The organism is Gelidibacter salicanalis, from assembly GCF_007997285.1.
GTDB classification, from domain to species: Bacteria; Bacteroidota; Bacteroidia; order Flavobacteriales; family Flavobacteriaceae; genus Gelidibacter; species Gelidibacter salicanalis.
Map to the genome: position 1 here is coordinate 476132 of NZ_VORX01000003.1, position 20798 is coordinate 496929.

Genomic DNA, 20798 nt, shown 5'->3' on the forward strand with positions numbered 1-20798 from the left:
GCAAACTGTAGACTGAAGACCAAACACTGCCCAAATTTTTTCCCTATCTTTGCCCCACTTTAACCTTAACATAATTAGTATAGCATGCAACTGTACAATAACTTAAGCGCTAAAGAAAGAGCAGATCTTATTGCGCAAGCGGGAGAAGACCGTTTGACCATCTCTTTCTATGCCTACGCCAAGATTGGCAATCCAGAACTTTTTAGAAACCATATGTTTTTAGCTTGGAATGAGCTTGACGTCCTTGGTAGAATATACGTGGCCCATGAGGGGATTAATGCCCAATTATCCGTGCCTGCTGATCATTTTGAGGCATTTAAGGCCCATTTGGATAGCATTAGCTTTTTAGAAAATGTCCGACTAAATATCGCGATTGAACACGATAATTTTGCGTTTCTAAAACTCAAAGTAAAAGTACGGGATAAAATTGTGGCGGACGGATTGAATGACGACACCTTTGATGTGAGAAATATTGGTGTTCATGTGGATGCTGAAAAATTCAATGCGCTTATTGAAGATGAGAACACGGTTTTAGTGGATATGAGAAACCATTATGAAAGTGAAATAGGACATTTTAAAAATGCCGTCACTCCTGATGTGGATACGTTTAGAGAATCGTTGGATATTATAGAAGCCGATTTAAAAGATCATAAGGAAGACAAAAATTTGGTGATGTATTGTACCGGCGGTATCCGTTGCGAAAAAGCTAGTGCGTATTACAAGCACAAAGGTTTTAAAAATGTGTTTCAGTTAGACGGAGGCATCATCAATTATGTACGGCAAATCAATGAAAAAGGTTTAGAAAACAAATTTATTGGTAAGAATTTTGTTTTTGACCAGCGTCGTTCAGAACGTATTTCTGACCATGTCATTGCCCAGTGCCACCAATGCGGAAATCCAGCCGATTTGCATACCAATTGCGCTAATGAAGCGTGCCATTTGCTCTTCATTCAATGCGATGCTTGTAAGGAAAAAATGGAAAATTGCTGTTCCACAACCTGTATGGAAGTAATTCAATTGCCATATGAAGAGCAAAAGGAACTCAGAAAAGGCCAAGGTAATAGCAACGATATCTTTAAAAAAGGACGTACAGACCATCTGCCCTATAAAAAAGACTTACGCAACATCTTTGATGTTCTTGAAAAATAATTTAAAAGGCTTCCACACAACGGAAGCTTTTTTTTTGATTCAAAATTAATTATGTTACGGATTGCATTGATAAAAATTCCGTGACGCTCCTTAAATAGTGGCTATTCTTAGCTGCGAAAAAGGGTAGGTTAATTCTTTTTTAGTTGCGTTGTTGAGCCTTTCCATAAACCCGAAAAATGCCTGTAAATAAATAGCTGTCAATTATTTATAAAATTTTAATCTAATATAGTCAGTTACACGACTATGAATTATATAACTGAAATAAATAATCTTATCTTTACGTTTTAAAATTATATGGCATTACCAGTTTCATTTTGATTGAAAATTTTTGGAGTGTAAAGTCATAATTTATTAATCCTCATTCGTTTCCAGACGAATTATATATATAACATAACATGAGTTGTAACAGTTGCTCAACCGGAAAGGATGGACAACCAAAAGGATGCAAGAACAATGGTACCTGTGGCACTGATAGCTGCAATAAGTTAACTGTTTTTGATTGGTTGGCCAACATGTCTCTTCCACAAGGAGAAGAGCCTTTTATTGGAGTTGAAGTACGTTTTAAAAATGGACGTAAAGAATATTATAGAAACACAGAAAATTTAACCTTAAGTATTGGCGATGTTGTAGCTGTACAAGCGCAATCCGGTCATGACATTGGGATGGTAACCCTTACTGGCGAGCTGGTAAGGATACAAATGAAACGTAAACACGTTAAGATTGACGACGAAGAAAACGTTTTAAAAATTTACCGTAAAGCCTCCCAACGCGATATTGATATTTGGTCTGATGCCCGTGATAAGGAAGAGCCTATGAAGGTGAAGGCGCGTCGATTTGCAATCGATTTAAAATTGCAAATGAAAATTTCTGACATTGAATATCAAGGTGATGCCAGTAAAGCGACTTTTTATTATACTGCCGAAGAGCGTGTCGATTTTAGAGAGTTGATCAAGTTATTCGCGAAAGAATTCCGTACCCGTATTGAGATGAAGCAAGTGGGATTCCGTCAGGAAGCTGCTCGTTTAGGTGGCATTGGATCTTGCGGACGGGAATTGTGCTGTTCTACATGGTTGACAGATTTTAGATCAGTCAGTACCTCAGCGGCTCGTTACCAACAATTATCTCTTAATCCGCTAAAATTAGCTGGTCAATGTGGAAAGTTGAAATGTTGTTTAAATTATGAATTGGATTCTTATCTGGACGCTTTAAAAAGTTTTCCAAAAACAGAAGTCAAACTCTATACTGAAAAGGGAACGGCAGTATGTCAAAAAACCGATATTTTTGGAGGGTTTATGTGGTATGCCTATGAAGGAGAGTGGATGAATTGGCATAAATTGACCACTGATCAAGCCAATGAAATTATCGGCTTAAACAAGAAAAAACAAAAGGTAGCCAGTCTTGAAGAATACGCTTCAGAGCTTATTGAAGATGTTAAAGCGGACTTTGAAAATGTGGTCGGTCAAGATAGTTTGACCCGTTTTGATACACCAAAGCGAAAGCCAAAACGCAAGCCAAACAAGGCTAAGACTAATCGCCCAGGACAGACAAACCCTAATGACGATCAGGGGAAATCTCAAGATAAACCACAGGAGAAATCAACGCAAAAGCGTCCGCCAAGAACGGCGCAAAAGAAACGACGAAAGCCAAATCCAAACCCGAACCCTAAAAAATCCAATTCAGACGATGCCAAATAAATTTTCTTGGATAGTTTTAACAGTTGTGCTTATGGGGTTCAGTTGTGATTCCAATCAAATTTTTGACGAGTATAAAACAGTGCCGAATCAATGGCACAAAGATTCTGTGATGTCCTTTACCGTAACACCGCCTGATTCAACACAGCTTTATAATTTATTTATCAACATCCGGAACACTAATGATTATAAGTTCAGCAATTTATTTTTGATTGCAGAAATCGATTTCCCCAATGGCAAAATTGTGAAGGATACTTTAGAATATCAAATGGCAAAGCCAGACGGAACCTTGTTAGGTGAAGGCTTTACTGATGTTAAAGAGAATAAATTGTGGTATAAGGAAGCGGTTAAGTTTGATGAAATTGGACCTTACACCATAACAATTCAACACGTTATGCGTAATAATGGAGAGGTTGAGGGCGTTGATAACTTAGAAGGTATTACAGATGTAGGTTTTAGAATAGAACCTGCAATCAATTAATGTAAATTATGGCAAAAAAGAAAGCAGAAACTCAAAACTTTTCCGCGTATATCAAATGGTTTTGGTTAACTATTATTGGAGGTTTGTTAGTGATTGTTCTATTATTTTTATTGGCGTCTTGGGGCGTTTTTGGCGAAATGCCAGATCACACACGATTGGAAAATCCGACTACCAATTTGGCCACCGAGATTATTTCTTCAGATGGCGAATTGCTTGCAAAAATATATCATAATGACAATCGGACACCGGTCGATTTTACTGAGCTTCCAGACCATCTGGTTGAGGCCTTAATCGCTACGGAGGATGCACGCTACAGAGAACATTCAGGTGTTGATGCTAGAGGAACCTTACGTGCCATTTTCACCCTAGGTAAGGGCGGTGGTGCCAGTACTATTTCTCAGCAATTGGCAAAACAATTGTTTCACGGTGAAGGTGCAAAGGATATCTTAGGGAGAATTACCCAAAAAGCTAAAGAATGGATTATCGCCATTCGTTTGGAGCGCCAGTACACGAAGGAGGAAATTATTGCCATGTATTTTAATATCTATGATTTTGGTAATAATGCCGATGGGATTAGAAGTGCAGCCCGAATTTATTTTGGGAAAGAACCGATGAATTTAGATGTCAAGGAATCGGCAATGTTAGTGGGGATGTTTAAAAACTCATCACTTTATAATCCAAGACCAGCTTGGAACCCCGTAGGAACTAAAAATCGTCGTAATGTGGTCCTGTATCAAATGGAAAAATACGGCTATATTCCTGAAACTGTTAAGGATTCCCTGAGCAAATTAGATTTGGGGTTACGCTACTCGCCAGAATCCCATCGTGAAGGATTGGCAACTTACTTTAGAGCTTATCTTACCGATTTTTTAAAGGATTGGATTAAAAATAATCCTAAAACAGACGGTACTGGGCTATATAACTTGTATGATGACGGTCTGAAAATTTATACCACTATTGACTCCCGTATGCAGCAGTATGCTGAAGATGCGACTTCTGAACATATGGCGCGTTTGCAAAAGGAATTTTTCAATCAGAATACGCCTGAGCGTAATAAAACGGCACCATTTTTAGATTTAAAACCCGAAGAAATTACCACGTTGCTCAATAGGAGTATGCGACAATCTGAACGCTGGAGAAAAATGAAGGCAAACGGAAAGAGTGATAATGAGATTATAGCCTCATTTGATAAACCAACACCAATGACGGTATTTTCATGGAAGGGTGAAATTGATACCATCATGAAACCTGCAGATTCTATGCGCTATTACAAATCATTTTTACATGCTGGGATGATGTCTATGGACCCTCAAACGGGCCATGTAAAAGCTTGGGTAGGTGGCATCAACTACAGACACTTTCAATATGATCACGTCAAACAAGGTAAACGCCAAGTTGGTTCTACCTTTAAACCATTTGTATATGCTACGGCTATTGATCAATTGCATTTATCACCTTGTGATACCTTCCCAAATACTAAAATAACCATTGAGGCTGGTAAATTTGGAAATCCATTACCGTGGAGTCCTGATAATGCTGACCGTACATATGGTGGATTTAGAACTTTAAAGAGTGCGCTGGCTAATTCTATTAATACCATCACGGCGCGTTTGATGGATAAAGTGGGGCCGCAACCGGTTATTGACATGGCGAAAAACTTGGGAATTGAATCCGAAATACCCGCAGTTCCCGCAATCGCTTTAGGTACACCAGATTTAAGTGTGTATGAAATGGTAGCAGCTTACGGTACATTTGCCAATAAAGGTGTGTATAATAAGCCCGTAATGGTGATGCGTATTGAAGATAAAAATGGAACAGTGTTATTCCAATTTACACCCGAATCTAAAGATGTTTTAAGTGAAGAAGTGGCTTATGTGACGACCAATTTATTGCAAGGCGTGACAGAAGGCGGCTCGGGTACCCGATTGAGACGCACGGGGCCACCCTCTACATTATACAAAGAAATTATTACCGGATACCCTTATGCGTTTACAAACCCTATTGCCGGGAAAACAGGAACTACACAAAACCAAAGTGACGGTTGGTTCATGGGAATGGTTCCTAATTTAGTGACTGGTGTTTGGGTAGGTGGCGAAGAGCGAGCGACGCATTTTAAGAGCATCGCCTACGGTCAAGGTGCTTCAATGGCCTTGCCTATTTGGGGTCTCTTTATGAAAAAATGTTATGCGGATAAAGACCTTGATGTGTCGACAGGTGAATTTGAACGTCCTGCCAACCTTTCTATTAATGTTGATTGTAGTAGGCACAATATGAACTCGTCATCGGATACCGATGGTTTTGATGATAGCTTAGATTTTTAAAACTTAAATTTTAGAAAGAGTTTAAAATCCCATTTAAAGTGAACCTTCATTTTAAATGGGATTTTTTTATATTCCTATTGACTATTGACTATTGACCATAGTCATACACTCATGTCAGCCAATTGATTTTAGAATGGCTATTTTATTTCGTAATTTTCAGACTCTTAAAAATAATTCTCATGATTAATAAAAAAGTAGCCGATGTTACTGAGGCCATGGCTGGTGTAAAAGACGATATGACTTTTATGTTGGGTGGTTTCGGACTGTGTGGTATTCCGGAAAACGCAATCAACCATTTAGTAAAGCTAAACGTCAAAGGGTTGACCTGTATTTCCAATAACGCTGGAGTCGATGATTTTGGCTTAGGCCTGTTGTTACACAAGCGTCAGATAAAAAAGATGATTTCTTCGTATGTAGGCGAAAATGACGAATTTGAACGCCAGATGCTCAGTGGCGAATTGGATGTAGAACTCGTGCCACAAGGAACACTGGTGGAGCGATGTAGAGCTGCACAATCTGGATTCCCTGCCTTTTTTACTCCTGCCGGATACGGTACAGAAGTGGCCGAAGGTAAGGAAGTTAGAGAATTTGATGGTAAAATGTATGTATTGGAACATGCCTTTAAGGCTGATTTTGCCTTTGTAAAAGCTTGGAAAGGCGATGCTGCCGGCAATTTGGTTTTTAAAGGGACCGCCAGAAATTTTAATCCCGCCATGTGTGGTGCGGCAAAAATTACGGTGGCTGAAGTTGAAGAGCTTGTGCCGGTTGGGAGTTTAGATCCGAATCAGATCCATATTCCCGGAATATTTGTACAGCGTATTTTTGAAGGGAAGGATTATGAGAAGCGGATTGAACAACGCACGGTAATCAAAAAATAATTGATCAATTTGAAAATTTGAAAATGAGAGATGATAAAGAAAATATCATTGTAAGATTGACTTTTGAATTTTCATTGAAAATTATTTCGTATTCCGAAGAATTAAGAGCGCTTCATAAGTATGAAATGGCTTCACAAATTTTCAGAAGCGGCACATCCATTGGTGCGAATATTATGGAGGCTCAAAATGTTGAAAGTAAAGCCGATTTTATTCATAAATTTAAAATCTCAGCTAAGGAAGCAGACGAACTTAAGTATTGGCTGAAATTGTGTGAAGCATCAGACTTTTATCCAAATCCGGGTGAAGCACTTCATTCAGAACTAAGATCAATAACTTTAATTATATCTAAAATCATTTCATCTAGTAAGAAAGGCTAATTATCAAATTTTCAAATCATAAAATTTTCAAATCATTATTATGTTAGATAAAATAGGAATCGCAAAACGTATTGCACAAGAGGTCAAGGATGGCTATTATGTCAATCTTGGGATAGGTATTCCAACGCTCGTCGCCAATTATGTGCGCGATGATATTGAAGTGGAATTTCAAAGCGAAAATGGGGTACTGGGCATGGGGCCTTTCCCTTTTGAAGGTGAAGAAGATGCCGATTTGATCAATGCCGGCAAACAAACCATTACCACCTTGCCTGGAGCTAGTTTTTTTGACTCTTCCATGAGTTTCTCTATGATTAGAGGACAACATGTTCATCTTACTATTTTAGGGGCTATGGAGGTCTCTGAAGAGGGTGATATTGCCAATTGGAAAATTCCTGGGAAAATGGTAAAGGGCATGGGAGGCGCCATGGATTTGGTGGCCAGTGCGGAAAATATTATCGTCGCCATGATGCATACCAATAAAGCAGGCGAATCGAAACTATTAAAAAAATGTAGTTTGCCACTGACTGGCGTAGGTTGTGTAAAGAAAATCGTCACTAATCTAGCCGTTATAGAAATCACACCGGAAGGGTTTAAATTACTAGAGCGCGCGCCTGGAATTTCGGTGGAAGCTATTAAAAAAGCCACAGAAGGGACTTTGATTATTGAGGGCGATATCCCAGAAATGATCTTATAAGTAGTGTAACAGTATCTTAACTAAGCCACAATATTTCAAATGTTTGACTACAACATCTGTAATGTTATGGCTTATTTTAGTTAGATTCTAAAGAGTTTACAATTTAATGGCGACAGTATTTAGTTTGTTGTTGTAGGATTAATCGCCACAAAGAAGCCGAAATGTGAAATTATAAGGTATTTCATCGAATAAATAAGCTTTTAAGCTGATACATACCATTCAATGTTTATTTTTACATACCCAAATCTGATCAACCTACAAACCAAATTGACCATAACTTAATTTATGTTTGGCCCCAAATCTATCATAATTTTTAACTTATGAATATTGCCCAAAATCTACCAAAACCCACCTTGTCTCGTAACAAATTCGTTGAGGCTTTTCAAGAAACAGTACATCTGTTAAAAAGTGTTTTTCTACTCACAAAAAAACTATTCATGTTCTAATCCAGCCCGGATCGGAACATGATTTTTTTATAATAATTTTTTCTTTAAAATTTATAGTATTCATATGTTGAAGTGGACTTCAAATATGTTTGATTTCACTGGCGTCCAATATAGAATCGCCACGAAGTCTTAAGAAGATTTGCGCCACGGCAATGGTATCCTTTTCGCAGTAAACCACTATGCGGTTAAGGTCATTCTCGTCATAGAAAACGCGCCCCACTTCACTGCCATCGATATCATCTTTTGGTGACGGGATACCCAGCACATTGGTTAATAGTTTTAAGGACGTATAGTTTTTATAATCCCCAAACTTCCAGAGCTCTAATGTGTCCAAATGCGGCACTTCCCAAGGTTTCTTCCCAAAGAGATTTAATTTATTTGGCAATTCGATATGATGGATAATCATACGTCTGGCGATATATGGGAAGTCAAACTCCTTTCCGTTATGCGCACATAATAGATGCTTGGTCTGATTGAAATGGGATAGGATTAAATTTTTGAAATCTTTTAAGATTTGATGTTCATCACCGGAAAATGAAGTCACCCGAAAACTTCTAAGAGTGCCCTGAAATTTAAAATAGCCCACTGAAATGCAGACAATTTTGCCAAACTCGGCCCAAATACCCGCACGTTCATAGAATTCCTCCGCTGAAATATCTGCACGTTGGTATTTCGATTTAAGTTCCCATAGATCCTGTTTTATAGAATCTAAGTCTGAGAAATGAGGCGTTTCCGGAACCGTTTCAATATCCAAAAATAAGATGTCTTCAAGATTGAGTTTGTTTATCATATGCTATTATTGAGCCATCATCTTATAGGTTTCATCAATATACGTATAAATATCTTCCGTAAAGGGATCTACAGCTTCATCCACTTTTAAAGAGTGATGCCCTAATCGAATAATAATTAGGTTGTCTTCAGGTTGCACAATAACGTATTGGCCTAAATGGCCACGCATCATGAAGTAATCCCTTCCATTGTGGTTTTGGAGCAGCCACCAGCCGTAGCCGTATTCCGGACTTTTGGAAAAGCGTGGCGTAATCGACTTCGCAACAAATGCCGAGTCTAATAGTTGTTTCCCGTTCCATTTGCCGTGGTCTTTAAACAACTTTCCATAGCGTGCAAAATCTTTAGCGTTGCTGGCAATACAGCAATAGGCTTTAACTAGATCATTGTCTTCACTATCTACTTGCCAAAGTGTGGCATTTTCAGAACCTAAAGGTTTCCAGAAGGATTCTGAGAAATAGTCGTATAATTTTTTGCCTGTAGCTTTTTCGATGACCATGGCCAACAATTGGGTGTCTCCACTGGCATATTTAAAAGTTTGTCCAGGTGTATCTACCACTTTTAATCCCAGAATAACTTTTTCTAAGTCATCGTCAAAATAGGCGCGGGTGGTAATAGATAATGGGGAATAGTAAGCTTCATCCCAATTGGTTCCTGAGCTCATCGATGATAAATCGCCCACGGTCATTTGAGCCGCTTTTCCTTTACTAAATTCAGCGAAGAAATCGCCTACGGGTTGGTCTAAGCTCTTAATATGACCTTCTTCAATAGCCTTTTGCATCAATCCAGACACATAACTCTTGGCCATAGAAAAGGAATTCGATTTAGAATCTTCCGTAAAACCATCGTAGTAATTCTCATACCAAATACTATCATTTTTTATAATAACGTAAGCCACGGTACCTAATTGAGCATTTATTTTTTGAAGTGACTCTGTTTCTTTGGCGACGTTATAGTTGACGTGATTGGGCCAAGGTTGTGCGGTGCCATTAGCCACAATTTGGTTATCGAATTCTTTATAGTCCTCAAGATAGGCTGTAGAATGGCCTTTTAAATATATGGTACGTACCGCTTTTAATAGATAATCAGTGTCTGTAATGTATAGAATGGCTACGGTTAAGAGTAATACAGCGAGGATCCATTTTAAGGAAGTTGTAAGCATTTTCATAAGGTGGTGTTAGGAAGAATAAATATAGGGAAATTTGCGCATCATCCGTACTACGTAATTTTAATAGGGTTTAGTATTACTTCTGATTATAATGTCGGAATGACAAAAAAAACATTAGAAGGATCACTTAAAATAGACGTTGTTGTTTATAAGGGCTTTCATGCTCTAACAACCATTGTTTGCGCAATAATCCACCAGCATAGCCGGTTAGGCTACCATCACTTCCGATGACGCGATGACACGGTACCACAATCCAGAGTGGATTTTTACCGTTGGCGTTGGCGACAGCTCTGATCGCTTTAACGTCGCCTAATTGTTGGGAGAGTTGGAGATAGGATAGGGTAGTTCCGTAGGGAATGTTTTGAAGAGCTTCCCAGACGCGGTTTTGAAAGGCTGTGCCTTGGGGATTGAGATTAAGGTCGAAGACTTTTCGGGTTCCTTCAAAATATTCTAAAAGTTGCTGCACACAATCTTGGAGTGCAACAGGTATGATGTCTGTATGTCTTTCTTCGGAGTTGAGAATCGTTATTGACGCTATGCCCTGAGCGTCGCCACTAATTTTGGTGAACCCTAAGGGCGATGAAATGATGCATTGTTCCACTAGCTGGTAGGGGTTGAGCCTTTCTCTTGCGGTTTGATCACATCAGGATGATCCACCTCTTCATTGAGCATCCCTAAACGTTTGGCGCGAGATGCCCAGCTTTTTCTAGCCTGCTCCTGAAGATCAGCAACATTATCGCTTTCGTCCATAATTTCGAGTCCTAAAAGGGTTTCAATCACATCTTCCATAGTGACCAATCCGGTTACCGTTCCGTATTCATCCACCACCAAGGCCATATGATTTTTACTTTCCACTAATTTTTCAAACAATGTCGGAATAGCGAGATTGCGTTCAATGATGATAATTTCCCGTCGGATATCTGCCAGTGTTTTCGTGTCATGATCTAAAGCCATTTCTTTATAGATATCATCCTTTAACACCAAACCGGTAATATTATCTGGGTTTTCAGAATACACTGGAATTCTGGACACACGGAGATCCTGATTCTTATCAAAAAATGTTTTAACAGAGGTCGTTTCATCTTCAGACACCATGATGGTGCGTGGCGTCATGATATCTTTGGCTAAAATTTTTCTAAAGTTCAATAGGTTTTTGATCACCTTACTTTCTGATTCTTTAAAAACGCCTTCGTCTTGCGCAATGTCCGCCATGGCCAAAAAACTGTCTCTGCTTACCGTGCTCACATGGGCGTTTTTCCCGCCAATTAACTTAGTTGTCAATTGTAACAGCCAAAGGATACCAGTATATTTTAATGGAAAAATTAAAATCGTGAGCGCCGTCGTCGTAAATCCACCCAATTTTTTCCAATAGGTTGCACCAATGGTTTTTGGGATGATTTCAGATAAAACTAAGATCAAAAGCGTCATCACTGCAGACACAATCATAATGGAATTATCGCCGTTTCCAAATACTTTTTCAGCTTGAACACCCACCAAAATAGCACCTACAGTATGCGCTATGGTATTTAATGTTAAGATAGCAATTAGTGGTTTGTCAACATCCTTTTTTAACGCTTCCAAGGTCTCAGCGTAACTTTTATTTTCTTTCTTTTTAATATTGATAAACGTTGGCGTAACACTCAATAAAACCGCTTCTAAAATGGAACATAGAAAGGAAAAGAAAATGGAAACGAAGGCATATAGGAAGAGTAATGTCATTAAGCTTGGAGTTTAAATGCTAATTTAGGGATATTATTAGAGTCTATGTTTCCTCATAACAATAAATTTTAACTCTCTAGAAAAATGTTGGTGTTGAAAAACAACGAATTTAGAATGGGTTCTAAAGGTGGAGAACTATTCTTTTGTTTTTGAAAGAACCTTAATTGGAGCGTCGTTCTTCTCCCGTTTGATCGCAACGTTGTTCGTGTTCCTGATTTAGAATTTGGTTCGAAGTGGTGTGTATGGTAATCAATTACAGGACTTCATATTCGATAATAGCATAGAATGGTGTCTTTTTCTACCAATTGCTTGCTCCATTTTCCTAGGGCCAGCGTTCAAACTTCTAATGGTTATGGTTGCTAAAAATTGAGCGCTTTATGAAGTTTCCAATTCGGGATGAAACTCACCATAAAGTGCTCAATGTAAAATTTATTTGGTCGTGTTTTAAGAATTCAAAATCCTGATGACATCTTTGGCAAAATAGGAAGCAATCACATCAGCACCGGCACGTTTTATGGCGGTAATTTGCTCCATCACCACTGCATCGTGGTCTAGCCAACCTTTTTCTGCGGCTGCTTTTAGCATGGCATATTCGCCAGACACTTGGTACACCGCTACAGGTACATCTACGGCATTTTTAATTTCGCGAACGATATCCAAATAGCACAAACCTGGTTTAATCATGACAATATCTGCCCCTTCGTCAATATCCATTTCGGTTTCTCTGAGCGCTTCAAATCTGTTGGCGTAATCCATTTGATAGGTTTTCTTATCCTTTGGAATATTTTTCATGTTTACAGGTGCAGAATCTAAGGCATCACGGAAAGGACCATAAAATGACGAAGCATATTTTGCGGAATAGCTCATAATGCCGGTGTCCGTAAAGCCTTCGTCTTCTAGTGCCTCTCTAATGGCTAAAATGCGACCGTCCATCATATCACTCGGTGCAACAAAATCGGCACCAGCGTTAGCGTGCGAAACGCTCATTTGCGCTAACATGTCAGCACTCTCGTCATTTAAAATGATGCCATTTTCAATAATCCCGTCGTGGCCATAAGCCGAATACGGATCAAAGGCCACGTCAGTCATTACCAACATCTCTGGACAGGCATTTTTAACCGTTTTAATAGCACGTTGCATTAAGCCGTTGTCATTAAGTGCTTCAGCGCCCTTATTGTCTTTAAGGTTATCCGGTACTTTTACAAAAAGTAATACTGATTTTAAGCCCATCTGCCATAAGTCTTTCACTTCTTTTTCAAGTAAGTCTAAACTGTAGCGGTAATAATTTGGCATGGATGCTATTTCCTCTTTCACGTTTTTGCCTTCCACTACAAAAAGTGGGACTAAAAAATCGTTTGGAGAGATGATAGTCTCTCTTACCAATGAACGAATGGCTTCATTAGCTCTCAAACGTCTATTTCTTCTTAATGGGTACATAATTTAAATCTTCAAAGTGCAGCATCACTACTGCGGTTTATATAATATGTTACGCAATTCGCGTACGTTGTTTACGGTATTGTAATCCAATCGACTGGATTTTTCAAAACATTTAATAATTGTTCCTCTTCGCTCCCTGCTTCTGGATGGTGGTCATACACCCACTGCACGTGTGGCGGTAAACTCATCAAAATACTTTCTATGCGACCATTGGTTTTTAACCCGAACAAGGTGCCTTTATCGTGTACCAAGTTGAACTCTACATAGCGCCCACGACGTATTTCTTGCCAAGTTCTTTGGGCATCTGTGTAATCAAGATGTTTACGTTTTTCTACAATGGGTACATAAGATTCTAAGAAACTATTACCGACCTCTGTTACAAATGCAAACCAATCTTGCATAGAAAATGTATCGGTAGATTTGCAATAATCAAAGAATAAACCCCCAACTCCACGGGCTTCATTGCGATGAGCATTCCAGAAATAGGCATCACACTTCTTTTTGTAGAAATCATAATATTCCGGATGGTGTTTGTCGCAAGCGGCTTTACAAACCTGATGAAAATGGACGGCATCATCTTCAAACAAATAATAGGGCGTTAAATCCTGTCCGCCGCCAAACCAAGAATCGGCAATATTTCCATTTTGATCGTACAATTCAAAATAGCGCCAATTGGCATGTACTGTTGGGACCTTTGGGTTTTTTGGATGCAATACCAAGCTTAGGCCACAGGCGAAAAAGTTGGCATCAGTAACCCCAAAGTACTGTTGCATACTTTCCGGTAATTCGCCATGAACTGCAGAAATGTTGACACCTCCTTTTTCAAAAACGTCTCCGTTTTCTATAACGCGCGTCCGTCCGCCGCCACCTTCGGGGCGTTCCCAAACATCCTGTCGAAATGTCGCTTTGCCATCAACTTCTTCAAGTTTTGCAGTGATGGTATCTTGTAATTCGAGTATATAATTGTAAAATTTATCTTTCATATTGTTAATTCAAATAGTTCCATATCTAGAGGAGCTTCATTTAAGGGCGTAAATTCATTAATTAAAGTCCGTTTCCATGTAAACCCAGCATTTAAAGCGACGTTTAGGCTAGAGACGTTGGTTTTATGGGTAATGATTTGCATGGTTGTCAATCCGAGCTTATCTCTGACGTAGGACGACACTGCTAAAATGGCTTCACTCATCAAACCTTTACCTTTGTGACCGTTACCGATGCAATACGCAAATTCGCCCTGGTTAGTATCCCAATTAATTTGTTTTAAAATGATCAAACCTATAATTTGAATGTGATATTTATCTTTTAGGACAAATACAAATTCCTCTTTATTTTCAGCTGCTTCAATTTTTATTTTGATGTAATTTTTGGTGCTTTGTAAGGTTCTGTTATCCGCTAAGGTCAACGGTAAAAAACGTATAAATCGTTGAGTATTGGATACCAATAGTTTGTTCAGTTGCAAGGCATCATCGGGCACTAATTCTGAAATGCTGAGCGAGTCTGAACTATAGATCATGAGAGGTTAGTCTGTTTTGTGCTTTTAGGGCTTTTACGGTTTCTGTTGAGGCTGCAGTTACTGATAGGGGTAACACTAGAATAATTCCTATCACCGGAATCAAAAGGAAGAGCATAAATACTATTCCGTTGCCAATGGCCAATCCGCGATGTTCTTTTACAAAAGTGATGCTTTCATCGTATTTAAAATGGCGCTCCAAGGTGTAGTCCATATTTCCGAATCCTGCATAATAGGCTTGTATCAAAAACACTAAAACTGTCGAGATGATACCCACAACCGGAATAAACCCAATCAGTATAATAGGAATGGTGAATAGCAGTTCTAACAACAAATTCCGTAGGTTAATTCGTGTACCTCTCCATAATTGTTCTGCAAACGAGGTATCCCGATGATTATGCCTTTCAACCCCTAATAGATGCGCCTCAATTTTTTCTGACACGGGGCTCATAAATGGCGCGGCCAAGGCCATTACAATATGTTTGTAAAGAATAAATCCTATGATAAGAATTAAAACTCCGCTTAAAATCTCACTAATGAGCAAAAAAGTTTCTTTTCCCCAATCCCATATCCATAGTTTTGAAATATAATTTCCAAAATTATCAGATAGGCCATACGCTGCAATGATGATGGTGCTCGCAACAACGATGCTGATACCTATAGGGACGCCAAAATACTTCCAAAGGTTGAGTTTGGAAATCAGTTTGAACGTTCCGGCATAGGCTGTTATACCTCTAAAAATATTGCGTACCATAGCTTGAGATAACACCTCATAGCTCCGGAATTTCGCGACTCAAAATCTATGAGGGTTTTTATATTTTAGTTTGGAATTTGGTATTCCTTCACTGCATCAATAAACGCTTTTGCATTGTCTAATGGAATGTTAGGTAAAATACCGTGACCTAAATTTACGATATATCTGTCTTTGCCAAACTCATTAATCATCTGATGTACCATCTTTTTGATTTCTGCAGGTGGAGAAAATAGTCGGGTTGGGTCAAAATTACCTTGTAAGGTGATTTTTCCACCAGATAAATACCGTGCATTCTGTGGAGAACAGGTCCAATCAATTCCCAAAGCAGAGGCATTAGAATGAGCCATATCGTGCAACGCAAACCAACAGCCTTTACCAAAGGCAATTACTGGAGCATCATCCTTTAGGGCTTCAATGATTTGGTTGATGTATTGCCATGAAAATTCTGTATAATCAGTAGGCGATAACATGCCTCCCCACGAATCAAAAATCTGCACTGCATCACAACCAACGGCTACTTTAGCTTTTAAGTAAGTGATGGTGGTATCAGTAATTTTTTGTAATAATTGGTGTGCTGCAATGGGATTTGTAAAACAAAACTGCTTCGCTTTGTCAAAGTTTTTACTGCCCTGACCTTGTACACAATAGCATAATATCGTCCAAGGTGAACCGGCAAAACCAATAAGTGGCACCTCGTCATTCAGCATTTCCTTTGTGAGTTTAATGGCTTGCATCACATAATCCAATGCGACATGAACATCAGGAACAATGACATTGTCAACATCCTTTTGAGTGCGGATAGGATTTGGTAAATATGGTCCAAAATCCGGTTTCATTTGCACCTCAATATTCATCGCTTGAGGGATGACCAAAATATCGCTGAATAAAATGGCGGCATCCATACTGTAACGACGTATAGGTTGCACCGTAATTTCACTGGCCAATTCTGGAGTACGGCAACGTGTAAAGAAGTCGTATTTAGCTTTTATTTCTTGAAACTCCGGTAAGTAACGTCCCGCTTGACGCATCATCCAAACTGGAGGACGATCAACTGTTTCTCCTCTTAATGCTTTTAAGTATAAATCGTTTTTTATCATGTCCCACATTCCTGCGATGGCAAGAATCTCCTTGTTTTAAGTTATAAATATTCTTTTAAATTAGTGAAACTCAATTTTTAAAAGTTGCGAAGCAATGAATTAAAAATTGTTGGTTGAACTAATCCCGCTTTTTAGCGGGATCCTTGGGTTTTATTCCCCGACGCTCTGCGTTGAAATAAAAAAGGAACTTCTACCTGATACCTCGTACCCTTGGGTCGAGGTTGTTCATTTAATATATGATGTTGTCAATACAACCTATTAATTCTATTTTAAAAAGGCTTGAAGCCGCAAATGGTTATGCGTACTGTTCGTTGACCAAATCAATCACACTTTCCACCGTTGGAATTTTTGCCACGCGTACATCTTCAAAATGCTTTTTAGCTTCGTTCGCGGTCGTCTCGCCTATACAGTAGGCCACTTTTTGTGCTGGCTCATTATGTTCTAAAAAAGCGGCAACAGTGGAAGGGCTGTAAAACATAATGCCTTCAATTTTAGAATCGATTTCTGTCGCGTCCAATATTGTTTTATAAGCCTCAACCTCATTCACTTTAATGTGGTTCTTTTCTAGCGTTTGAGAAATCTCGTCCAAACGGATATCACTACAAAAATGAGTCACTTCTGTGCCGTCAATAAATTCCACTAAATGATCAGCTAACAATTTGGCGTAATTTTCAGAATGTTTAACTTTTCCAATTTTCGTTTCAATCAGTTTTTTGGTGCGACGACCCACGCAATAAATGTTTTTAAACTGTAATTCTTCTTTTGGAACAATAGCAGTAATAGCTTCCACCGCATTTTGACTGGTGATGATCACATTTTGAATAGGCGACTTTAAAAGTGGTTTTGGAATTCTGTTCAAGCTAATTTTTAAAAAATCAGTACTTTCTACATTCACATTCTGAAAACGCTGACGCTGCAATTCAGACAAGTTCTTGGTAGAGAATATTTTTACATTTTTATCTGCATCGTCAAGTTCATTCATGATTCTGCTTCCGCCACGCTCCAAAACATATTCGGCAGCATATTGCGCCATATTATGGTGGTTGCCGAGTTTCTCTTTACGAGTCACTTCAATTTTTTTGCTGCCATCTAAACTCAACAAGACCCCTTGAAAGGATACTTCTTCATTTTTAATGAAAGCCAAAGCACCAATTGGTGCTGAACAGCCACCTTCCAACAGATTTAAAAATGTACGCTCTATAGTAGTGCAAATTTCTGTTTCTTCATGGTTTATTTCTTTGCACATGGCCAGGATTTCCTCATCGTCTTCACGAGCAGTAACCATAATAGCGCCCTGTCCCGGTGCCGGAACCATCCACTCTAAATTTATAGCTTCTTCTGGGCGTACACCAATTCTGCCAATACCCGCGGCGGCAAATATGGCACCATCCCAATCTTCATTATCTTCCAGTTTTTGTAATCTGGTATTCACATTTCCGCGTAAACCGACGATTGTGTGGGTTGGGTAACGGCTGAGCCATTGGGCTTTACGTCTTAAACTTCCGGTCGCAATAATGGCTTCCCGTTGGGATAAAAACTCTTCATTGTCTTTAAAAACTAAAGTATCTCTAACATTGCCGCGTTTTATAACGGCGGCCTGTACAATGCCTGTAGGCAATAACGTAGGCACATCCTTTAAAGAATGTACGGCAATATCAATTTTATTGTTGAGCATAGCCGTGTCAAGAATACGTGTAAAGACGCCGGTAATGCCTAATTCGTAAATGGGTTTATCCAGCAGCATATCGCCGGTAGATTTCACGGGAACCAAGACGGTTTTATGACCCAAATGTTCGAGTTGTTGTTGTATAGTTTTGGCTTGCCATAGCGCAAGTTCGCTATCGCGGGTACCAATTCTTATAAGTTTAGACATGTGATGGAGATTCTAACTGGAACACTTTTTTGATAAGTTCGATACTGTCGTCAGTAGACATATCATCGTTTTTGAGATGGTATGCAAAGTGGTTCGTTATTTTTTGAATGATATTATTGCTGATCAATTCGGCTTGAGCTTCATTAAAATCGGCGTGTTTTTTACGTTGTGTCTCTAATTCCGCATTTTTGAAATCGAGCAACTTGTGCTTTAAAGCATTGATGGTTGGTGCAAATTTTCGGGTGGCCAACCAGCTGTTAAAGTCTAATTTTACCTCTTCAAGAATTTGTTCGGCTACCGGAATGAACGCTTTTCTGCGCTCTAAGGTGTCATCCGTCATTTGCGACAAATCGTCCAAATGCACTAAAGTGACATGTTCCAATTCCGTCACGTTTTGATTCACGTTTCTTGGGATGGACAAATCTAAAATTAATAATGGTTTTTTAGATTGGATGCAGTGCTTGTCTACCGTAGGATTGAGTGCCCCAGTAGCCACGATTAAAATGTCAGAAGCGTTGATTTCCTCCTGAAGATTAGCATAATCCTTTACCAACAAATTAAACTTACCAGCAACTTCTTCAGCTTTAGTTTTTGTTCTGTTGATAAGGGTGATATGATCGTTTTTAGTGTGTTTTACAAGATTTTCGCAGGTGTTTCTACCAATTTTGCCCGTTCCGAATAGTAGAATATTTTTACTCGAAACTTCTTCTACCGTCTTCAGAATATAATGTACCGATGCAAAAGATACGGAGGTGGCTCCTGAGGAAATTTCGGTTTCTGTCTTAATACGTTTGCTGGCCTGAATGACCGCATTGATCAAACGCTCCGTAAAAGCATTAAGTAATCCTAATTTTTTAGACTCTCTAGCACTCTTTTTAAGTTGACTGATGATTTCGAAATCGCCTAAAATTTGGCTGTCCAATCCTGATCCAACCCGGAACATGTGAGAAATGGCTTCTTTATTTTTATAAATATAGGCTACTTCCTGAAATTCTTCAACCGTGCCTTTTGTATTGTCACAAAGTAATTTGATGAGTTGGTACGGGTGTTCTGCAAAGCCGTAAATTTCTGTTCGGTTACAGGTTGAGGTGACGATCAAACTCTCAATACCTTCGGTTTTTGCCTGGTTAAGAAGGGTTTCTTTAGATGTTTCATCTAAACTAAAATGCCCTCTAACATCGGCATCCGCCTTTTTATAGCTTAAACCAATGGCATAAAAATATGTGCCTCTTGTCATGTGGTAATGCTCCATACCTGATTTGGAAAATTTTCATAGCAAAAATAGAAATGTCCATCGAATAAAAACAACGCTCGAAGAACTATTAGTGTCGCTTGTGGTTTTTTACCCCTTTTAACTCTAAAAGTATGATAAATATCATATTTTTGCAGTCATATCAGTGCTTTAAGCGCTATTTGTTTAGAATGAATCTAAATAAAGGATATCTAATTTTAAAGATTATGGATTTGAAAAATGTCGCTAAAGGTTCATTTGAAGAGACACAAGTAGAGGATGGATTTTTTGTACTGACCTGTCAAAATGAAGAGCCACGGGTTAAAGTTGTCCAACGCGAGATTGACAGTAATTATATACAATTTCACTTTTGTTTAAAGGGCTCCAGTAAATTTATGTTTAATGAAGGCCGCTACGCTTTGGACATTATGGAAGAAAATTCGCTTCTGCTGTATAATCCGCAACGCGATCTGCCCATACATTTGGAAATGCAGCCCAACACGTGGTTGGTGTCCATTTTGATCTCCATCAAAAAATTTCACGGTTTATTTTCCCAAGAAGCCGATTACATCACTTTTTTAAGTGATGACAATAAAGATAAAAAATACTATAAAGATGGCAAGATTTCCCCTTCTTCGGCCATAGTGCTGACCCAATTGATGCACTACAACCTGAATTCATCCATTAAAAACTTATACTTTAAGGGAAAGGCGTATGAATTGTTGAGTCTGTATTTTAATAGGAGTGAAGATGCGAATATTGAACAATGTCCATTTTTGGTGGATGAAACCAATGTCATCAAAATAAGAAAAGCCAAAGATATCATCATTTCCAGAATGGCCGAACCGCCCACATTGCAGGAGCTATCTGATGAGATTGGGCTGAATTTGAAAAAATTAAAAGAAGGTTTCAAACAGATTTATGGGGATACCGTGTATAGTTTCTTATTTGATTATAAGATGGAAGTGGCGAGAAAGCTGCTAGAATCAGGAGAACATAATGTTAATGAAGTTGGTTTAAAAGTTGGCTACAGCGCATCGAGTCATTTTATTGCGGCATTTAAAAAGAAGTTTGGTACCACACCAAAAAAATACCTAATGTCCTTATCTTCGTAAATTATAAATGGCTTGCTGGTTTCTAAGACCTAAAGGCTTGAAAAAAGTGACCTTCTCAAGAAGGTATGATA

Annotated in this window: 19 protein-coding genes; 8 read left to right on the plus strand and 11 right to left on the minus strand. The window is 38.8% G+C overall.

Annotated features, from left to right (window positions below):
* The first annotated feature begins 84 nt into the window (after positions 1-84).
* The 7 genes from trhO (at position 85) to ES711_RS08340 (ending at position 7591) form a co-directional block, all read left to right on the plus strand.
* Complete coding sequence (gene trhO, locus ES711_RS08310; protein WP_146892514.1) at positions 85-1149, plus strand: oxygen-dependent tRNA uridine(34) hydroxylase TrhO; 1065 nt, start codon at positions 85-87, stop codon at positions 1147-1149.
* A gap of 395 nt (positions 1150-1544) precedes the next feature.
* Positions 1545-2843, plus strand: a complete 1299-nt coding sequence (locus ES711_RS08315) for a PSP1 domain-containing protein (RefSeq protein WP_146892516.1) — start codon at positions 1545-1547, stop codon at positions 2841-2843.
* Positions 2833-3321, plus strand: a complete 489-nt coding sequence (locus ES711_RS08320; protein WP_146892518.1) for a gliding motility lipoprotein GldH — start codon at positions 2833-2835, stop codon at positions 3319-3321. Before ES711_RS08315 ends, ES711_RS08320 begins: the two co-directional genes overlap by 11 nt.
* A gap of 8 nt (positions 3322-3329) precedes the next feature.
* Entirely contained in the window at positions 3330-5642 is a 2313-nt protein-coding gene (locus tag ES711_RS08325; protein ID WP_146892520.1) for a transglycosylase domain-containing protein, read from the plus strand.
* Between the two features lie 179 nt (positions 5643-5821).
* Positions 5822-6520, plus strand: coding sequence for a CoA transferase subunit A (locus tag ES711_RS08330; protein WP_146892522.1), 699 nt, complete (start codon positions 5822-5824; stop codon positions 6518-6520).
* 23 nt (positions 6521-6543) lie between these two features.
* Positions 6544-6897, plus strand: coding sequence for a four helix bundle protein (locus ES711_RS08335; protein WP_146892524.1), 354 nt, complete (start codon positions 6544-6546; stop codon positions 6895-6897).
* A gap of 40 nt (positions 6898-6937) precedes the next feature.
* Positions 6938-7591 (plus strand): 3-oxoacid CoA-transferase subunit B, encoded by a 654-nt coding sequence (locus ES711_RS08340; protein ID WP_146892526.1) that lies wholly within the window; start codon positions 6938-6940, stop codon positions 7589-7591.
* Positions 7592-8116: 525 nt separating this feature from the next.
* Here ES711_RS08340 and ES711_RS08345 read toward each other — a convergent pair.
* The 11 genes from ES711_RS08345 to hemA form a co-directional block, all read right to left on the minus strand.
* Positions 8117-8827, minus strand: coding sequence for a 3'-5' exonuclease (locus ES711_RS08345; protein WP_146892528.1), 711 nt, complete (start codon positions 8825-8827; stop codon positions 8117-8119).
* Positions 8828-8833: 6 nt separating this feature from the next.
* The gene (locus tag ES711_RS08350) at positions 8834-9991 is read right to left on the minus strand and encodes a serine hydrolase domain-containing protein (protein ID WP_146892530.1); all 1158 of its coding nucleotides are present in this window, start codon (positions 9989-9991) and stop codon (positions 8834-8836) included.
* A gap of 127 nt (positions 9992-10118) precedes the next feature.
* Positions 10119-10592 (minus strand): methylated-DNA--[protein]-cysteine S-methyltransferase, encoded by a 474-nt coding sequence (locus ES711_RS08355; protein ID WP_146892532.1) that lies wholly within the window; start codon positions 10590-10592, stop codon positions 10119-10121.
* Complete coding sequence (locus ES711_RS08360) at positions 10592-11710, minus strand: CNNM domain-containing protein (protein ID WP_146892534.1); 1119 nt, start codon at positions 11708-11710, stop codon at positions 10592-10594. The genes ES711_RS08355 and ES711_RS08360 overlap by 1 nt, the downstream gene beginning before the upstream one ends.
* A gap of 444 nt (positions 11711-12154) precedes the next feature.
* The gene (gene hemB / locus ES711_RS08365; protein ID WP_146892535.1) at positions 12155-13147 is read right to left on the minus strand and encodes a porphobilinogen synthase; all 993 of its coding nucleotides are present in this window, start codon (positions 13145-13147) and stop codon (positions 12155-12157) included.
* A 71-nt stretch (positions 13148-13218) separates the two neighbouring features.
* Positions 13219-14130 carry an oxygen-dependent coproporphyrinogen oxidase gene (hemF, locus tag ES711_RS08370; protein ID WP_146892537.1) on the minus strand — a complete coding sequence of 304 codons (912 nt, stop codon included), beginning with the start codon at positions 14128-14130 and terminating at the stop codon, positions 13219-13221.
* Positions 14127-14660, minus strand: a complete 534-nt coding sequence (locus tag ES711_RS08375) for a GNAT family N-acetyltransferase (protein ID WP_146892539.1) — start codon at positions 14658-14660, stop codon at positions 14127-14129. Before ES711_RS08375 ends, hemF begins: the two co-directional genes overlap by 4 nt.
* A complete protein-coding gene (locus ES711_RS08380) occupies positions 14650-15411 on the minus strand; it encodes an EI24 domain-containing protein (RefSeq protein WP_146892540.1) in 762 nt (253 codons plus the stop codon). Before ES711_RS08380 ends, ES711_RS08375 begins: the two co-directional genes overlap by 11 nt.
* A gap of 65 nt (positions 15412-15476) precedes the next feature.
* On the minus strand, positions 15477-16508 hold the full coding sequence (gene hemE, locus ES711_RS08385) for a uroporphyrinogen decarboxylase (protein ID WP_146892542.1): 1032 nt from the start codon (positions 16506-16508) through the stop codon (positions 15477-15479).
* 295 nt (positions 16509-16803) lie between these two features.
* Positions 16804-18381 (minus strand): hydroxymethylbilane synthase, encoded by a 1578-nt coding sequence (gene hemC, locus ES711_RS08390; protein WP_146892544.1) that lies wholly within the window; start codon positions 18379-18381, stop codon positions 16804-16806.
* On the minus strand, positions 18374-19633 hold the full coding sequence (gene hemA / locus ES711_RS08395; RefSeq protein WP_146892546.1) for a glutamyl-tRNA reductase: 1260 nt from the start codon (positions 19631-19633) through the stop codon (positions 18374-18376). The genes hemC and hemA overlap by 8 nt, the downstream gene beginning before the upstream one ends.
* Before the next feature lie 206 nt (positions 19634-19839).
* Here hemA and ES711_RS08400 point away from each other — a divergent pair, with 206 nt between their 5' ends.
* On the plus strand, positions 19840-20727 hold the full coding sequence (locus ES711_RS08400; RefSeq protein ID WP_146892548.1) for a helix-turn-helix transcriptional regulator: 888 nt from the start codon (positions 19840-19842) through the stop codon (positions 20725-20727).
* The last annotated feature ends 71 nt before the right edge of the window (positions 20728-20798 follow it).